This window comes from Rhodococcus sp. IEGM 27 (assembly GCF_033142305.1).
In the GTDB taxonomy this organism is placed as follows: Bacteria; Actinomycetota; Actinomycetes; order Mycobacteriales; family Mycobacteriaceae; genus Rhodococcus_F; species Rhodococcus_F oxybenzonivorans.
Window position 1 is genome coordinate 133,097 of record NZ_JAWLSG010000004.1, and the last position, 16,774, is coordinate 149,870.

Consider the following 16,774-nt stretch of genomic DNA (forward strand, 5'->3'; position numbering starts at 1 on the left):
GAAGGATCAGAGCGGTGCCGGCAGCGCGCAGAGTTGGCGGCGCCAGCGGGTGAACAGGCGGACCTGGTCGACGCCGAGGACTGCAACGGGTTGCCCGTCTCGGCGGTAGACGGCGAGGAAGCTTCCCGCTTCCAGACTTCCCTCTTCGATGGTGAATTCGGTGTCGGGCCCGGCGATTCCAGCGAATTGGATACGCGAACCGTACTGATCGGACCAGAAGTACGGTGGCTTGACCTGCTGACCCTGATACTCACCCGAGAGGAGAGACGACACTGCGATCGCCGGGCGTTCCGAGGCGCCGGTCCAGTGCTCGACGCGACGGTGGCCGCCGGATGTGTCCATCCAGGCCGCACAGTCGCCGACTGCAACAACGCCTGGGATCGAGGTGGTGCCGCCACGGTCACACAGAACACCGTTACCGAGTTCGATGCCGCTCCCTGCGAGCCATTCGGTGTTCGGGATCCCGCCGATGCCCACGACGACGACGTCAGCGGGCAGGTGACGGCCGTCGACAAGGTCGACGCCGGTCACACGGTGTGCACCGGTCAACCCGGCGACGCCGACTCCGCAGTGCAGTCTGGTGCCGTTGTCGCCGTGGAGGCGGGCGACGGCGGATCCCAGTTGCGGACCGAGTGCGCCGATGAGCGGTGAAGGGGCAGCCTCGACCACTGTGACGTCCAGTCCCAGCTTGCGCGCTGTGGAGGCGACCTCGGCGCCGATGAAGCCGGCGCCGATGACTACCAGTGTGGCGCCGGGGATGAGTTCTGCGCGCAGCCGGTCTGCGTCGTCGATCGTGCGTAGAACATGGACGCCGGCTAGATGCTCGGTGTCCGGCCACGCCCTCGCACGTGAGCCGGTCGCGAGGACGAAGCCGTCGGCGGTCAGCTGTGAACCGTCACTGAGCGTGACGCTGCGGGTGCCGGCATCGAGGTTTGTTGCAGACAGTCCGAGCATCCAATTCGCCTGGAGGTCTTCCCCTTCCGGTTCCAAAGTGAGGCAGGTTTCGTCGATGTCTCCGGCCAGATACTCCTTCGACAGCGGCGGCCGGTCGTAAGGCCGGTTGCGCTCCGCTCCGACAATGTTCAGCTCACCTTCGAAACCCTGTGCGCGCAGGGCACGCGCGGCACTGAGACCGGAGAGGGATGCCCCGATGACGGCGATACTTTTCATGCGTTCCCCTCCGCGTTGAGGCGGCTACGAATATCGGGCGGCAGGTTCGGCGCTTCGGTGCTGACCTCCACGTAGATCACCTCGTCCTTGATCAGGACCTCATGAGTTCGCACGGGCAGCTTCGCGGGTGGCGCATCGACCGCCCCGGTTCGGAGGTTGAACTTCGACGCATGTAGTGGGCACTCGACCTCGCATCCCTCGAGCCAGCCGTCTGCCAACGAGGCGTCCTGGTGCGAGCAAGTGTCGTCTATTGCGAACACCTCGCCATCGTCGGTGTGAAACACGGCGATCGGCGGGGTGGTGTCGACGCGGCGTGCGTCACCGCGAGGTAAGGAGGCTAGCGGACAGACCTCGAGCATAAGATGCCTCTCTGTAGCGCGATGCGAAACAAGTCCTGCGTTACGCAACAGTGTGACAATGGTCATAGCGCAGTGTCAAGAGGAGCTGCGCGTCCCGCCGAACTGATGGGTGCTCGCAACAACTCAGCAACTCCGGGGAACAAGGACATCGGGAACTTTTACTGAAACTCCTGGTCACACTATGAATAGCAGGGACCCCACGGTGTCAGCAGCCCGCAACGTCGGCACACCTTTGGTCCGCCGGGAGGCGATCCGCGACCGATGCAAGCCGAGCGACCCATGAGCCCCACGAACTGCCCCGCAGGGCGTTGACCCGCCGGTTCAGCCGGTCTAAGCTATTCTGCGTCTGATATATCAATTGTCGTCACGGTAATCCACCGTTATTGCGACGGCTCCTCCCGGTCCGACGACGTATCTCTTCGTCTTCTCGCCCATCGACCGACCACCGCACCCCACGCGACTCCAGTCGCCAATCGGGTCAGGCGTTTCGTGCACGACCGACAATTGGCCGCACTGGTCCACTTGACCTATTCGTCACCCAGAAAGGCATATTCCGTGGCAACTGCGACACTGCTCGACGGCAAGGCCGTCAGCGCGCAGATCAAGGACAACCTGGCCGACCGGATCGCAGTGCTGCAATTGCAGGGAATCCGGCCTGGCTTGGGAACTATCCTCGTCGGCGACGACCCCGGCAGCCATGCCTACGTCGCCGCGAAGCACCGCGACTGCCGAAGCATCGGATTGAATTCCCTCGAGGTCCGCCTGCCGGCGACCGCTGCACAGGAGGATATCGAGGCGGCCGTCCTGCGGCTGAACGCGGACAATTCGTGCACCGGCTTCATCGTTCAACTGCCGTTGCCGAAGCACATCGACACCCACCGGATCCTTGCGTTGATCGATCCCGCGAAGGATGCGGACGGGTTGCACCCGACGAATCTCGGGCGTCTGGTGCTCGGGATGCCGGGACCGTTGCCGTGCACCCCCCGCGGCATCATCGAATTACTTCGTCATCACGATGTCCCGATCACCGGCGCTCGGTTCTGCGTCATCGGGTGTGGTGTGACCGTTGGTAGGCCACTCGGGCTGATGCTGACCCGCCGCAGCGAACATGCCACGGTGACCCTGTGTCATGAAGCGACGGTCGACACGGCTACTCACACGCGCGATGCCGACGTCGTCATTGCTGCGGCGGGAGTTGCCAACCTGGTGCAGCCGGACTGGATCCGCGCAGGCGCCACTGTGTTGTCGGTCGGTATCACCCGCACGGTGGAGGGAATTCTGGGCGATGTGCATCCCTCGGTCGACCGCGTCGCAGGAAAGCTCAGCGGAGCAACAGGCGGTGTCGGTCCGATGACGCGGGCAATGCTGCTCACGAACGTCGTCGAGATGGCAGAGGGCATCGGACCGGGCTGACGCGGAGGCTCTCCGCTCCGAGGCAGTGTCAGATCGAGTGAGCTCAGGCGCTGGGCGTGACGGATTGCCGGAAGCCCATCCGTTCGCTGATCTCGGCGGCCGCTGCGATGACATCGGGCACCACGAGGCGCATCCGGGCCTCGGTGAAGCGGTATACAGGTCCGGAGACGCTCAGCGCAGCCGCGACTCTGCCGTCGTAGTCCCGGACCGGCGCCGCGATGGCATTCAGCCCTTTCTCGTACTCTTCGACGACTACGGCGTAGCCGAGGCTCCTGGCCGCGTCCAGTTCCTCGTCGAGCGCCTCGACCGACGTGATGGTGTCCTCGGTAAACCGCTCGAGCACCGTTGCGCCTAGGACTTCATGCCGTTGGTGCACGTCCAAGTGGGCAAGGAGTATTTTTCCGCTTGCCGTCGCGTGCACCGGTGTCGGCTCGCCGATCCAATTCTGTGTGCCCACGGAGGCGGGCCCTCGTACCTGGTCGAGGTGGATGGCATAACGGGAACGTAGAACGGCCACATTCACGGTTTCGCCCAGTTTCGCGGCGAGTCGCTCGCATACGGCGTGGCCCTGCTCCGTTATCTCGAGCCGTTCGGGAACAGACGCGGCGAGGCGCAGGATGCCTAAGCTCAGGCGGTATTTTCCCCGGTCGTAGGTTTGCACAACCATTTCGTGCTCTTCCAGCGAAGCCAGCAGACGGGACACCGTGGACTTGTGCACCCCAATTTCCGCGGCGATCGCACTGACCCCGACCTCACCATTGCGGGCGAGAACCTCCAGCACTTGAAATGCCCGGTCTACCGACTGGACACCGCCGTCAGTAGCCCGCGCTCCGTTGCTGTTGGTCATGGAGCAACTATACGAAAGTTCTCTTGGTGCTGACGGCCGCCCTGGTGACGGGCATAGACCTCACCGCGTGGGTCACCAATCAGTGTGGTGACCCACCCGATCAGCGTGTCGACCGAGTCGACACCCTCGCCGACGCTCTCCACGATGCCCGCCGCCTCCTGGCCGACCCGACACCTGTCGTACCAATCTGACAAATACTAATATATCAATCGGCGTCGGGACCATGCGAGGCTCGGCATGTCCATGGCCTACTTATCACTCATTCGCGGTCTGCGAACCAGCGAACCAGGCCGCTCCAACGCCTTCGGAGAGCGGAGCGCGTGACGAATCGGCCTCGTCCACGCGCTGGCCAGCAGATGTCAACTTCTCGCAAAAAGCGTAAGTTCACCATTTAGTGATCTATGTCATTTTGACCGTCGGACTTGACATAGATCACAGTTGGCCGCAGTGTTGTTCCCCATAGAAAACGTCGTTGCGCTATAAGCAACACCATTCGGGACCGGGACGCCTCGCACCGGGCAGTCCGGACTCCGTTCACAAACCTACTCAGCGATGTGCTGCAGGGAGACCGATGTGACAACAAATGGCAACTCACTCGATGCGGATACGGAAGCGACCCCCCACCAATCACGCCGCTGCGAGGTAGTCGACCCCCGCCCCGTCGACGGGGCCACCACCCCCCGCGCGGACGACTTGGCCACCGATCCTCGCGCCGTCGACGGGGCCACCGCCCCCCGCGCGGACGACTTGGCCACCGATCCTCGCGCCGTCGACGAGGCGGAGGGCCTCGCACCCGAGAAGAAGACCGATCGCGTGGTGTTCGGAATTACAACCGCCATCGTGGTGGCGATCCTGGGGTGGGGACTGTTATGGCCGGCCAGCCTGACGACCACGATGTCGTCGATCCTGGACTGGGTAGTGACAAACCTGGGTTGGCTGTTCGTTGTGTCTGCCACAGGTTTCGTCCTGTTCGCTCTGTGGCTGGCACTGAGCCGGTACGGGCGAATCCCGCTCGGCAAGGACGGGGAGAAACCAGAGTTCAACACCGTCAGCTGGATTGCGATGATGTTCAGCGCCGGGATGGGGATCGGTTTGATCTTCTGGGGCGTGACGGAACCGCTGACACATTTCGTCCAGCCGCCACCGGGAATCACCGATTCCACGGTGGGTACCGCGATGGCGACCGCACTCTTCCATTGGGGACTGCACCCGTGGTCGATGTACGCAGTGGTTGGTCTGTCGATCGCCTACGGCACGTACCGGATGGGACGCAAGCAACTCATCAGCTCGTCTTTCATTCCGCTCATCGGCCGCCACGCTGAAGGGCCGATCGGTAAGGTCATCGACATCCTGGCCATTTTCGCCACAATGTTCGGCACCGCCGCCTCACTTGGCCTTGGAGCACTCCAAATCGGCTCCGGGATCAAAGTTCTCGGATGGATGGGCGAGGCCGGAACTCTGCTGCTCGTCTCGATCGTCGCCATACTCACACTGGCCTTCGTGGCCTCGGCGGTGTCGGGGATCTCTCGTGGAATTCAGTGGCTTTCGAACATCAACATGGTGCTTGCACTTCTTCTGGCCGTCTTCGTATTCGTCGCCGGCCCCACTGTGTTCATCTTGAATCTGTTGCCCACCACGTTGGGCGACTACGCTTCCCAAATTGCCGGCATGTCGGCGCGCTCGGCAGCATCCGGCGATGCGGCGACCGAAACCTGGCTTTCCTCCTGGACCATCTTCTACTGGGCGTGGTGGGTCTCGTGGACCCCGTTCGTCGGGATGTTCCTGGCCCGGATCAGCCGGGGCCGGACGATTCGTCAGTTCGTCGTCGGGGTAATCCTCATCCCGAGTTCCGTGAGCCTTGTCTGGTTCGTCATCTTCGGCGGGGCAGCTATCGGCGAACAACGTGGCGGTAACGACCTGTTCTCCCGCGGTACTCCGGAATCGCAGCTGTTCGGCATGCTGGATCATCTGCCCCTCGCGGGCGCCTCATCACTTCTGGTGATGGCTCTCGTCGCGATCTTCTTCGTCTCCGGCGCGGACGCTGCTTCGATAGTGATGGGAACGCTGTCCCAACGGGGAACGCTGGAACCGACCCGCCCGACCGTAGCGTTCTGGGGTGTTGCCACCGGAGGCGTTGCCATGCTGATCCTGTGGACCGGCGGCTCGGACGCGCTGAACGGCCTGCAGACGATGACGATCATCGTCGCCGCTCCGTTCGCCGTTGTGATGATCGGCATGTGTGTGTCGCTGTATCGCGACATCACCCGAGATCCACTGATCGCAGCCCCTCGGAAGCCGCGGCGGGTGAGTACCCCGCAGAGGTAGACCAGCACAACGTCAAGGCCCGCCCTGAATCCACCGGATAAAGGCCGGGCCTTGACGATTGGCTCGGCGCTCATATTCATACATCGCATCCAGCTCGCCTGAGCGCCACGACATCGACGTCGGAGGGATGCTTACCCGTCGCTTCTGCCGCGCACTACAAGGGAGCCGAATGTCCTTGCACAACGTCACCACAGTCGCCGCGCCCCCGCAAGAAACGGATTGGCGCCTACAGGCACGGTGCCGGTCGGAAGGCATGGAGGTGTTCTTCTCGCCCTGCGGGGAAAGTAAGCCACGGCGCGCTCAACGAGAACGAGCGGCAAAGGCCATCTGCGCCGCATGCCCGGTCATTGATTGGTGTCGCGATTATGCACTCACCACGAGGGAACCGTATGGGGTGTGGGGCGGGATGTCGGAATCCGATCGCCGTAAGAGCGCCGAGATCGGTACGGAAATCAGGGTTCGAAGCCTGCATTTTGTGCAATGCGATCGGCAGGAGCGACCGGCGAAATCGACAGCTCCACTCATTCGATCGCTTCACTCGACTTCGACGACGACCTCCACTTCTACCGGTGCATCGGTCGGTAGCGCGGCCTCTCCGACCGCGGAACGCGCATGAATCCCGGCGGGCCTCCGCACCGGCCAGGGTTCGTGCGGCCAAGCTTCGAGTCAGGCAATACCACCCAAAGGCAGGGGTTGACCGCCCCTGTGACACACACTACTGTGATTGATATATCAGTTGTCGACTTGCCCCGCGGCTGCTGGTCATCCGTTCTCACTGAGCACATCGACTGTCGGCCCACAGCGACAGCGCATGCCGAGGCGATCCGCGGGGAGCAGGCGATCGCACAACCACTCCAGGAAGGACCATCATGGGTTCACCGCGCGTAGTGATCATCGGAGCCGGCATCGTCGGCACGAACCTGGCCGACGAGCTCACAGCTCGGGGCTGGGACAAGATCACCGTCCTCGATCAAGGGCCGCTGCCACTGACCGGCGGCTCGACGTCGCACGCACCGGGCCTCGTGTTCCAGACCAACGCGTCCAAGACGATGACTGAATTGGCTCGATACACCGTCGAGAAGTTCATGAGCCTTGACGTCGACGGCGAATGGTGCTTCAGCCAGCTCGGTGGACTCGAGGTCGCCACCACCGAAGAGCGACTCGCGGACCTGCACCGTAAACAGGGCTGGGCCACCTCCTGGGGTATCGACGGCAGCATCCTCGACCCCGCCGAATGTGCGAAGCTCCACCCGCTTCTCGACGAGAAGCGGGTCCTCGGCGGCTTGTACGTCGAGACCGACGGACTCGCTAAGGCCTCCCGCGTCGTGGTGGCGCTTGCCCGGCGCGCCGAATCGCGCGGCGCGGTGTTCCAGGGTTCGACCAAGGTAATCGGTATCGAGCACTCCGGCGGCAAGGTCACCGGAGTCACCACCAATCACGGCGTAGTACCCGCCGACATCGTCGTGTCCTGCGCCGGCTTCTGGGGGCCCGACGTCGGTGAGCTGATCGGCATGGACGTGCCCTTGCTCCCCCTGGCGCACCAGTACGCGAAAACCGGTCAGATTCCCGAATTGGTCGGTCGCAACACCGAACTCGCCGAGGCGGGCTTCCCGATCCTGCGGCACCAGGATCAGGACCTCTACTTCCGCGAGCACGTCGACCGCCTCGGCATCGGCACCTACGCGCACCGTCCGATGCCGGTAGACACCCGCGGGCTGACCGACAGCGACGAGATTTCCGACTCCGACATGCCGTCGATGCTGGCGTTCACGGAAGAGGACTTCGCACCGTCGTGGGAGCAGTCCAAACTGCTGCTTCCCTGCCTCGAGACCGCGAAGATCGAGCACGGATTCAACGGGGTCTTCTCCTTTACCCCTGACGGTGGACCGCTCATCGGCGAGTCCCCCGACATCGCCGGATTCTGGATCGCCGAAGCAGTCTGGGTGACGCACTCGGCCGGTGTCGGCCGGGCCGTCGCGCAGCTGCTCGTCGACGGCCGCTCCGAGGTCGAGCTGCACGGCTGCGACGTGCACCGCTTCGAGGAGTTCCAGCTCGACCCCGACTACGTCAGCGAGACGTCTCAGCAGAACTTTGTCGAAATCTACGATGTCCTGCATCCCCTGCAGCCCAAAATTTCGCCCCGTGACGTGCGGGTCAGCCCGTTCCACGCTCGGCAGAAGGAGCTCGGCGCAGTCTTTCTGGAGGGAGCCGGCTGGGAGCGCCCGCACTGGTACGAAGCAAACGCCCACCTGGTCCAGCAGCTTCCCACCGAGTGGCAGCCGCCGGCCCGCGAGCCCTGGGCAGCGAAGTTCCACTCCCCCATCGCCGCGGCTGAGGCGTGGAAGACCCGCACCTCGGTGGCGATGTACGACATGACACCGCTCAAGCGTCTCGAGATTTCCGGCCCCGGCGCCCTTGCCCTGCTCGAGCGCCTGACCACAAGCAAGATGGACAAGTCGATCGGGTCCGTCACCTACACCCTCGCCCTCGACGCCACTGGTGGGGTGCGCAGCGATCTCACCGTTGCACGGTTGTCCGACAACATTTTTCAGATCGGCGCAAACGGCAACCTCGACCTCGACTACTTCCGCCGCCAGGCGCCCGACGACGGTACCGTCCAGGTCCGCGACATCACCGGCGGCACCTGCTGCATCGGCCTGTGGGGCCCTCGTGCCCGGGATCTGGTGCAGGCGATCAGCCGGGACGACTTCGCGAACGAGAACTTCAAGTACTTTCGTTCCAAGCAGGTCCGGATCGGCGGAATCCCGGTCACCGCGATGCGGCTGTCCTATGTCGGCGAACTCGGCTGGGAGCTGTACACCTCGGCCGACTACGGGCAACGTTTGTGGGACGTACTCTGGGCGGAGGGGCAGAAGTACGAGGTCATCGCCGCCGGCCGTGCAGCGTTCAACAGTCTGCGGATGGAGAAGGGTTACCGCTCGTGGGGCTCCGACATGACCACCGAGCACAATCCCTATGAGGCCGGTCTCGGGTTTGCGGTCCGCCCGCAGAAGGGTGACTTCGTGGGCCGCGACGCACTCGAGGGTGTCTCCGATGCCACTGTGGCCCGGCGGCTGGCGTGCTTGATGATCGATGACCGCACGTCGGTCGTGCTGGGCCACGAGCCCGTCTTCGTCGACGGCAAGCCAGCAGGCTATGTCACCAGCGCTTCGTTCGCCCACACTGTCGGGGCGCCGATCGCCTACGCGTGGCTGCCCGCCGGCGCGACGGTCGACACCGCGGTCGAGATCGAGTACTTCGGTCGGCGTATCCCCGCCACCGTCGTGGCCGAACCGCTCGTCGACCCCGAGATGAAGAAGATCCGGTCGTAGCTCTCTCTGTCGGGGTGCCGGCTCGCTACTCAGGGGCCGGCACCCTCGCTCGGTTACGTGGTGCCCTTTGCTTCATCTCAGCCCTTCCCCACCGACAGGACGACCCCACTCATGCGACATGACACGATCAGCGCATTTCTCGCGTCGCTCGCCGACCGCGTACCCGCACCCGGCGGCGGTGCCACCGCTGCGCTACACCTCGGTCAATCCGCTGCGCTCGTAGCGATGGTGGCTCGATACACGACCGGTGATCGGTACGCCGAACACAGCGCTCTGATCGAGCGTGTGTGCACCGGAGCGGATACGGTTCGCGAGCGGGCACTGGAGCTTGCCGAGGACGATATGGCCGCATTCAGTTCCGTAATCGACTCGTACACGCTTCCCAAGAGCACAGATGCGGAGATCGCCGCACGATCGGCAGCGATCGAGAACGCTCTCGTGAGCGCGGCGCGAGTTCCGGCCGAGGTCATCAATGCAGCAGGGGTGGTGGTCGCGCTTGCCGAGGAGCTCGTACCGGTCGGCAACCGCACTGTCGTCAGTGACGTCGCGGCTGCCGCAGAGGCGGCCCGAGCGGCAGCCACAACAGCTCGGGTCAATGTCGAGATCAATCTGCCCGGCATCACCGATGCGAACATCCGACAGTCCCTCATCGACGCTGCCGCCACTGTCGATGCCCTCACCGACCGCGCCGATGCCGTCACCGCCCGAGTGAGAAAGCAATTGAACCTCGTCGGAACGCCCAGCAGCGAATGATGTCTTCGTGGGTGAACTGCTGTCTCCCGAGGGGAAGCTGATCGCCCGCCCTCCTAACGCTAAACGACTGCCCGGACGGCTTTTTCGAACCCCGTGACATGTTGGCGCGCGATTTCTCCGGCGAGGTCACCGTCACCGTTGGCGATAGCCCGCAATAGCTCCCCATGTTCACCGACGTGCTCGGGCACCGACGGTAGCCGCTCGAGGTAGAGACAGAAGATTCGGGTCGCGAGATTGTCGTATCGGACGAGGACGTCCTCGAGATGCGGATTGCGCGCGACCCGATAGATCGTCCGATGCACCGTAAGGTCCCATCGCATCAATTCGTGCCGTTCCATACCGGAAACATCGAGTCCATCTGTCTTGTCCGCCATGTCGAGAAGCAGCTGGCGGAGAGTAGGGGAAGCCGCCTCCGCCGCTCGTCGCGCGGCTACGGGCTCGAGATGAGCCCGGATCTCGGAGATATGACTGAGGTCGGATACGTCGACACCTGTGGCGAACGTTCCCTGCCTAGGGAACGAAATGACCAGACGCTCCCCCTCGAGCCTCTTGAGCGCTTCCCGGACCGGTGTTCGCCCCACACCGAGCTCCTCGGCGAGGGCACTCTCAACGATTGCCTCGTTGGGGCGGATATCGAGCATGATCAACTTGTCTTGAATCGCGGAATAGACACGATCAGCGCGAGAGATCACGCCAGCATCGGCCTCTATCGCCTGCAGCCCCATGGGCGTCATCTTAGCGTTCCACTCCGCCTCTTGACCCTTTCGTCGCAGCCTGAAATGCTAATACTCATCTGATATATCACTTCTGTGCTACTGACACGCTAGCCGTCGAAGCCATCGAGACACGGATGGTCTCGTTCGCCGCAACAACAAGCCCGATATCCACCCGAGACGCCGCCGTTGCCAGGGAGAGCGTCCAGCACCGAGGAGACGCACATGACCGAAACCTTCACCTTGACGCTCAGCTGCGCTCAGCGGCCCGGAATCGTCCACGCAGTCAGTTCTTTCTTGTTCGAACAGAACTGCGACATCGCCGAACACCAGCAGTTCGATGACACACAAAACGGCGCCTTCTTTCTTCGCACATCGTTTGTCGCGGCGGGCGCCCTCGACGTGGAAAGGCTCACCGCCGAGTTTCGCAGTGTCGCTGACAAATTCGGTATGTCATTCAACTTCAACGGGTGCAGCGAGCCGCGCGTCGTCGTGATGGTCTCGAAGATGGGTCACTGCCTCAACGACCTCATTTTTCGTTGGCGTGCCGGCAATCTCGGTGGAGAGTTGGTCGCCGTGGTTTCCAACCACGAAACCCTGCGCCCAATGGCCGAAGCCGCCGGTCTGCCCTTCATCCACATCCCCGTGACGGCGGCGACCAAACCGCAGGCCGAGGCACAGCTCCTCGAACTCGTGGATCAGTACAACGCCGACCTGGTCGTGCTCGCGCGGTACATGCAGGTGCTGTCCGATGACGCATGCCGGAAGTTACACGGCCGTGCGATCAACATCCATCACTCGTTCCTGCCCGGATTCAAGGGCGCCAAGCCCTACCACCAGGCATTCGATCGCGGCGTCAAGCAGGTCGGGGCTACTGCCCACTACGTCACGCCGGATCTGGACGAGGGGCCCATCATCGAGCAGCAAGTGATCCGCATCGATCACAGCTACGATCCCGCCCGACTCGCCACCGTCGGCCAGGACGCAGAAGCGCTGGCATTGTCCCGGGCTGTTCGTTGGCACTGCGAGAATCGTATTCTTCTGCACGGGCACAGGACCGTCATTTTCAGCTGACGGCCTTCGGCTGCCGCAGAGTCCCTCAGCCATGATGTTCTCTGCGGCAGCACATTCCGAGTCCGATCGCCTAGGCAAAGCGTCGAGCTGAAAGGTGCTGCGATGAGACGACTGTCCGTGCAGTGTGGCACGAGAACTGACGAATACTCAGCGGGATTCACCGGTCATGTGCTCGATGGTGGGGCGCTTCGCATTCTCGCTCCCGACAAGCAGATCGCCGCGTCCTATCCGGCCGCCAGCTGGACCATCCTCGCCGCCCTGCCACACGACGAGTGACGGCGGCCAGGCCATGCTCTGTCATGGCCGAGTGGCGCAGAGGGTGCATGTTTGCTGCATCTCCTGTGCTGCGAAACGCAGGCCGCCATCAGCAAAGTGCAGGCCGCCGCACATCATCAGCGGCGGCCTGCACTGGCGCGGAAAATCTTCGAGTGGTGAATCCACGGTCACTCTCGCCGGTAAGCCCGCGCACGCGAACTCCCCCGAACGACACAGATGTGCTCGAGCGGGGCGAGAAGATCTGGGGCAAGGTCAATATCGGGGTACATCCACGTGTTGCGCTCGAGTACGGAGGCCAGGCGGCTGAGGTACTGCTCGGAACTCGGTCCGAACTCGCGGAAGATGTCTTCGGGGGTGCCCCCACCCCAGTGACGCCACTTGATCGCGAAGTCGATCAGGTCTGTTTCGGACGTCATGCCAATCCCTGTCTATGAGTAGATCGCGAAGAATGGCGCCGGGTCGAGCAACTGAAGACCTCCCGCGGGGGTCAAGACGTGTGTCATCCGGACGTCGTGCGGCTCGTCAGGAAGTGCGCTGACGAACTCCTCGTCATTGACCACAGCGATCAGTGGGATATCGCCGTCGACCATCGCCAGACTCCGGTCGTAGTATCCGGCTCCTCGCCCCAATCTGACGCCCCGCCGGTCGACCGCAAGCGCGGGAACGATGATCGCGTCGACAAGCGAGAGCCTGTCTGGCTCGAGTTCCGGACCGGTCGGCTCGAGCAGCCCGAAGGCGGCCGGGACCAGATCGTCAGCTCCGCTGTAGACGGCCCACGACAGTGGTCTGTTCGCGCTGGTGAAAGGGAGCAGTACCTGAGCGCCATTGTCCTTCAGCGCATCCAGCATGGACACCGAGCCTGGCTCGCTGTCCATAGGTACGTAGGCGGCGACAGATCGTCCTGGCTGTACTAGGTTCCGCACGTGGTCGGCGATGCACTGGTTCGCGCGGTGCATTTCGTCGCCGCTCTGCTGTCTACGGGCCTGGAGAACTCGGCGTCTCCACTCTGCCTTGCTGTCGATGTCGTGAAGAGTCATCTCGAAATCCGCCGGTCAGGAGTCGGGTGAGTGATCGACTCGCGCACCACGAAATCCTTAGGAAGTTGGCAGATCCTTCCGCTGAGGCAGAATCGGCACTAGAGCAGGTCGCGGATGGCTTTCTCGAAGCCGGTGACGTGGGCGCGGGTGAGGGACGAGGCGGTGTCCTCGTCCCCGTCGACGATGGCGTGGAGCAGCGCTACGTGCTCGCGCACATGGCCGGCGACGTCCGGCAGCCGATCGAGGAAGAGACACCAGATGCGGGTGGCGTGTGCGTCGAGGCTGACAAGGATGTCCTCGAGGTGAGGATTTCCGGATGCTCGGTAGATCTCGCGATGGACGCGCACGTCCTTGCGCAGGACTTCGCGTGGATCCTCACTGTCATCGATCTCGGCGATCTCGTCGGAGAGCAGGGACAGCCGCGCCCGCGCGTCCTGGGACGCGCTCCGTGCCGCGCGGGCGGCCGCGGTGGGTTCGAGTTGCTTACGGATTTCGGAAATGTCGGCGAGGTCGGTCATGTCGACGGCGGTGGCGAACGTGCCGCGACGCGGGTACGCGACGACGAGACGCTCCCGCTCGAGGCGCTTGAGCGCTTCCCGCACCGGTGTTCGTCCGAATCCGAGTTCCTCGGCGAGCCGGTCGTCGTTGATCGGCTCACCAGGGCGGATGTCCAGCATGACCAGGCGTTCGCGCACGATCTCGTACGCACGGTCGGCATTGGTGCCGCTTACGGATTGAACTTCGATAACCGGCGGCTGCGCCACGCTCATGTTCATCTCCCAAACAATTCCGGTAGAGCCTTGACTGCGATCCATCGCTGACCCTACTCTACCTTCAAGTTGATATATCAGTCTACAAGTCACTGATCTCTCAGAAGGGCGAACTCTTGACTCTCGACATCGACGGCCGCACGACAGCCGCACCGGCAGGCAATCCGACGCTGACCGATCAGCTCGCCGACCTCGACCCCGCCGTCCACCAGGCGATCGCAGCCGAACTCGAGCGCCAGCAGGGCACCCTGGAGATGATCGCCAGTGAGAACTTCGCCCCGCTCGCAGTGATGCAGGCGCAGGGATCGGTGCTCACCAACAAGTACGCCGAGGGATACCCCGGACGCCGCTACTACGGCGGTTGCGAGCATGTCGACGTCATCGAACAGCTCGCCATCGACCGCCTCACCGACCTTTTCGGCGCGAAATACGCCAACGTGCAGCCGCATTCGGGGGCGCAGGCCAACGCCGCCGCGATGGCGGCACTGCTGAAGCCCGGTGACGGCATCCTCGGACTGGACCTCGCACACGGCGGTCACCTCACGCACGGGATGAAGCTGAACTTCTCCGGCAAGCTCTACGACGTCGCCGCCTACCACGTCCGCGAGGACGATCACCTGGTCGATATGGACGAGGTGGAGCGTCTGGCCCGTGAGCACCGCCCGAAGCTGATCCTGGCCGGCTGGTCCGCCTACACACGCCAGCTCGACTTCGCCGCATTCCGGCGCATCGCCGACGAGGTCGGCGCGTACCTCATGGTCGATATGGCCCACTTCGCCGGACTCGTCGCCGCCGGACTGCACCCCTCCCCCGTCCCGCACGCCCACGTGGTCACGTCGACGACGCACAAGACCCTCGGCGGTCCCCGCGGCGGCGTCATCCTCACCAACGACGAGGCTCTGGCGAAGAAGTTCAACTCCTCGGTGTTCCCCGGACAGCAGGGTGGCCCGCTCGAACACGTGATCGCCGGCAAGGCCGTCTCGTTCAAGCTCGCCGCCGAGCCGGAGTTCCGCGAGCGCCAGGAACGCACCCTCGCCGGGGCGAAGATCCTTGCCGACCGATTGCTGCAGCCCGACTCCCGCGAGGCCGGGATCAACGTCGTCTCCGGCGGCACCGACGTGCACCTGGTGCTGGTGGATCTGCGCGAGTCCGAACTCGACGGAAAGCAGGCCGAGGACCGGCTGCACCGGGTCGGAATCACGGTGAACCGCAACGCCGTTCCGTTCGACCCGCGGCCGCCGATGGTCAGCTCGGGTGTGCGGATCGGCACCCCCGCCCTCGCGACCCGCGGTTTCGACCTGGACGCGTTCACCGAGGTTGCCGACATCATCAGCTACGCGCTGCGGCCGGCCACCGACGAGGCCGATCTCGACGAACTCCGCGGCCGCGTCGACGCCCTCGCCCTGCGTTTCCCGCTCTACCCCGACCTGACGGAGGCGAACCGATGAGTGCCACCCAGCCGCCCGGCGCCCACCTGCCCGATCACCCCGACTTCCTGTGGCGTAACCCGGAACCGAAGAAGTCGTACGATGTCGTGATCGTCGGCGGCGGCGGACACGGCCTGGCCACCGCCCACTACCTCGCCAAGAATCACGGCATCACCAACGTCGCGGTCCTGGAGAAGGGCTGGCTCGCGGGCGGCAACATGGCCCGCAACACCACGCTGATCCGCTCGAACTATCTGTGGGACGAGAGTGCGAAGATTTACGAGCACGCCCTCAAGCTGTGGGAGGGTCTCGAGGACGACCTCGACTACCCGATCCTGTTCAGCCAGCGCGGCGTCCTCAATCTCGCGCACAGCCTGCAGGACGTCCGCGACAGCGTCCGCCGGGTGGAGGCGAACAAGCTCAACGGCATCGACGCCGAGTGGGTCGGACCCGACGAGGTCAAGAAGCTGTGCCCGCTGGTGAACATCTCGAGCGACATCCGCTACCCCGTCCTCGGCGCGACGTATCAGCCGCGGGCCGGCATCGCCAAGCATGACTACGTGGCCTGGGGATTCGCGCGCCGCGCCGACGAGGCAGGCATCGACATCATCCAGAACTGTGAGGTCACCGGATTCGTCACGGACGGCAACAAGGTGACCGGGGTGCGCACCAACCGCGGCGACATCGCGGCCGGGCAGGTCGCGCTGTGCGCGGCCGGGCACACCTCGACGCTCACCGACATGCTCGGCATCCGCACCCCGGTGCAGAGTCACCCGTTGCAGGCACTGGTTTCCGAACTGCTCGAGCCCGTGCACCCGACCGTCGTGATGTCCAACGCGATCCACGTCTACGTCTCGCAGGCGCACAAGGGTGAGTTGGTGATGGGCGCCGGTGTCGACTCCTACAACGGCTACGGCCAGCGCGGCGCGTTCCACATCATCGAACGGCAGATGGCGGCCGCGGTCGAGTTGTTCCCCGTCTTCGCCCGCGCGCACCTGCTGCGCACCTGGGGCGGCATCGTCGACGTGTGCCCCGACGCCTCCCCGATTGTCGGACGCACCCCGTACGACAACGTGTACCTCAACTGTGGTTGGGGCACTGGTGGATTCAAGGCAACCCCGGGATTGGGCTGGTGCCTGGCGGACACGATCGCCAACGACGAACCGCACGAGTTCATCGCGCCGTTCAGCCTCGACCGGTTCGTCACCGGCGCCCTCGTCGACGAGCACGGCGCCGCGGCCGTCGCGCACTGATCCCCCCGTCGCGCACTGAAATCAG

At 64.0% G+C, this 16,774-nt stretch carries 16 protein-coding genes and 2 pseudogenes; 10 read left to right on the forward strand and 8 right to left on the reverse strand.

Annotation, left to right across the window (positions count from 1 at the left end; translation table 11 throughout):
- Positions 1-6 precede the first annotated feature (6 nt).
- Positions 7-1,170: an NAD(P)/FAD-dependent oxidoreductase gene (locus R4P95_RS15520; protein WP_317746033.1), complete on the reverse strand. Its 1,164-nt coding sequence runs from the start codon at positions 1,168-1,170 to the stop codon at positions 7-9.
- On the reverse strand, positions 1,167-1,595 hold the full coding sequence (locus R4P95_RS15525; protein ID WP_397517714.1) for a bifunctional 3-phenylpropionate/cinnamic acid dioxygenase ferredoxin subunit: 429 nt from the start codon (positions 1,593-1,595) through the stop codon (positions 1,167-1,169). Before R4P95_RS15525 ends, R4P95_RS15520 begins: the two co-directional genes overlap by 4 nt.
- A gap of 489 nt (positions 1,596-2,084) precedes the next feature.
- Here R4P95_RS15525 and R4P95_RS15530 point away from each other — a divergent pair, with 489 nt between their 5' ends.
- The gene (locus tag R4P95_RS15530) at positions 2,085-2,942 is read left to right on the forward strand and encodes a bifunctional methylenetetrahydrofolate dehydrogenase/methenyltetrahydrofolate cyclohydrolase (RefSeq protein ID WP_109335297.1); all 858 of its coding nucleotides are present in this window, start codon (positions 2,085-2,087) and stop codon (positions 2,940-2,942) included.
- Positions 2,943-2,985: 43 nt separating this feature from the next.
- Here the strand turns inward: R4P95_RS15530 and R4P95_RS15535 are convergent, their stop codons facing one another.
- The gene (locus R4P95_RS15535; RefSeq protein ID WP_213576822.1) at positions 2,986-3,789 is read right to left on the reverse strand and encodes an IclR family transcriptional regulator; all 804 of its coding nucleotides are present in this window, start codon (positions 3,787-3,789) and stop codon (positions 2,986-2,988) included.
- Positions 3,790-3,815: 26 nt separating this feature from the next.
- Between R4P95_RS15535 and R4P95_RS15540 the strand changes: the two genes are divergently transcribed.
- From R4P95_RS15540 to R4P95_RS15550, 3 genes and pseudogenes are all read left to right on the forward strand, one after another.
- The gene (locus R4P95_RS15540) at positions 3,816-3,980 is read left to right on the forward strand and encodes a hypothetical protein (RefSeq protein ID WP_317746032.1); all 165 of its coding nucleotides are present in this window, start codon (positions 3,816-3,818) and stop codon (positions 3,978-3,980) included.
- A 556-nt stretch (positions 3,981-4,536) separates the two neighbouring features.
- Positions 4,537-6,114 carry a BCCT family transporter gene (locus R4P95_RS15545; RefSeq protein ID WP_397517727.1) on the forward strand — a complete coding sequence of 526 codons (1,578 nt, stop codon included), beginning with the start codon at positions 4,537-4,539 and terminating at the stop codon, positions 6,112-6,114.
- A gap of 169 nt (positions 6,115-6,283) precedes the next feature.
- Positions 6,284-6,529 (forward strand): annotated as a pseudogene (locus R4P95_RS15550) (WhiB family transcriptional regulator); the annotation flags it as partial.
- A gap of 119 nt (positions 6,530-6,648) precedes the next feature.
- Here R4P95_RS15550 and R4P95_RS15555 read toward each other — a convergent pair.
- A pseudogene (locus R4P95_RS15555) lies at positions 6,649-6,738 on the reverse strand (RidA family protein); the annotation flags it as partial.
- A gap of 245 nt (positions 6,739-6,983) precedes the next feature.
- Here R4P95_RS15555 and R4P95_RS15560 point away from each other — a divergent pair.
- Together R4P95_RS15560 and R4P95_RS15565 are read left to right on the forward strand one after the other, a co-directional pair.
- Positions 6,984-9,446 (forward strand): FAD-dependent oxidoreductase, encoded by a 2,463-nt coding sequence (locus tag R4P95_RS15560; RefSeq protein WP_317746031.1) that lies wholly within the window; start codon positions 6,984-6,986, stop codon positions 9,444-9,446.
- Positions 9,447-9,557: 111 nt separating this feature from the next.
- Positions 9,558-10,199, forward strand: coding sequence for a cyclodeaminase/cyclohydrolase family protein (locus R4P95_RS15565; protein ID WP_317746030.1), 642 nt, complete (start codon positions 9,558-9,560; stop codon positions 10,197-10,199).
- 59 nt (positions 10,200-10,258) lie between these two features.
- Here the strand turns inward: R4P95_RS15565 and R4P95_RS15570 are convergent, their stop codons facing one another.
- Positions 10,259-10,933 carry a GntR family transcriptional regulator gene (locus R4P95_RS15570; RefSeq protein WP_317746029.1) on the reverse strand — a complete coding sequence of 225 codons (675 nt, stop codon included), beginning with the start codon at positions 10,931-10,933 and terminating at the stop codon, positions 10,259-10,261.
- Positions 10,934-11,137: 204 nt separating this feature from the next.
- On the opposite strand from R4P95_RS15570, the gene purU reads away from it, so the two are divergent.
- Both purU and R4P95_RS15580 read left to right on the forward strand, forming a co-directional pair.
- Positions 11,138-11,986, forward strand: coding sequence for a formyltetrahydrofolate deformylase (gene purU / locus R4P95_RS15575; protein WP_109332680.1), 849 nt, complete (start codon positions 11,138-11,140; stop codon positions 11,984-11,986).
- Between the two features lie 102 nt (positions 11,987-12,088).
- Positions 12,089-12,262, forward strand: a complete 174-nt coding sequence (locus R4P95_RS15580) for a hypothetical protein (protein WP_213576818.1) — start codon at positions 12,089-12,091, stop codon at positions 12,260-12,262.
- A gap of 167 nt (positions 12,263-12,429) precedes the next feature.
- Here R4P95_RS15580 and R4P95_RS15585 read toward each other — a convergent pair whose 3' ends face one another.
- The 3 genes from R4P95_RS15585 to R4P95_RS15595 all read right to left on the reverse strand — a co-directional run bounded on the left by R4P95_RS15585 (position 12,430) and on the right by R4P95_RS15595 (position 14,069).
- The gene (locus R4P95_RS15585) at positions 12,430-12,678 is read right to left on the reverse strand and encodes a hypothetical protein (RefSeq protein ID WP_317746028.1); all 249 of its coding nucleotides are present in this window, start codon (positions 12,676-12,678) and stop codon (positions 12,430-12,432) included.
- 12 nt (positions 12,679-12,690) lie between these two features.
- Complete coding sequence (locus R4P95_RS15590) at positions 12,691-13,299, reverse strand: 5-formyltetrahydrofolate cyclo-ligase (RefSeq protein ID WP_317746027.1); 609 nt, start codon at positions 13,297-13,299, stop codon at positions 12,691-12,693.
- Positions 13,300-13,397: 98 nt separating this feature from the next.
- A complete protein-coding gene (locus tag R4P95_RS15595) occupies positions 13,398-14,069 on the reverse strand; it encodes a GntR family transcriptional regulator (RefSeq protein WP_317746026.1) in 672 nt (223 codons plus the stop codon).
- A 128-nt stretch (positions 14,070-14,197) separates the two neighbouring features.
- On the opposite strand from R4P95_RS15595, the gene glyA reads away from it, so the two are divergent.
- Together glyA and R4P95_RS15605 are read left to right on the forward strand one after the other, a co-directional pair.
- Positions 14,198-15,517: a serine hydroxymethyltransferase gene (glyA, locus tag R4P95_RS15600; protein WP_397517728.1), complete on the forward strand. Its 1,320-nt coding sequence runs from the start codon at positions 14,198-14,200 to the stop codon at positions 15,515-15,517.
- Positions 15,514-16,749 (forward strand): sarcosine oxidase subunit beta family protein, encoded by a 1,236-nt coding sequence (locus tag R4P95_RS15605; RefSeq protein WP_213576814.1) that lies wholly within the window; start codon positions 15,514-15,516, stop codon positions 16,747-16,749. The genes glyA and R4P95_RS15605 overlap by 4 nt, the downstream gene beginning before the upstream one ends.
- Positions 16,750-16,774 lie beyond the last annotated feature (25 nt).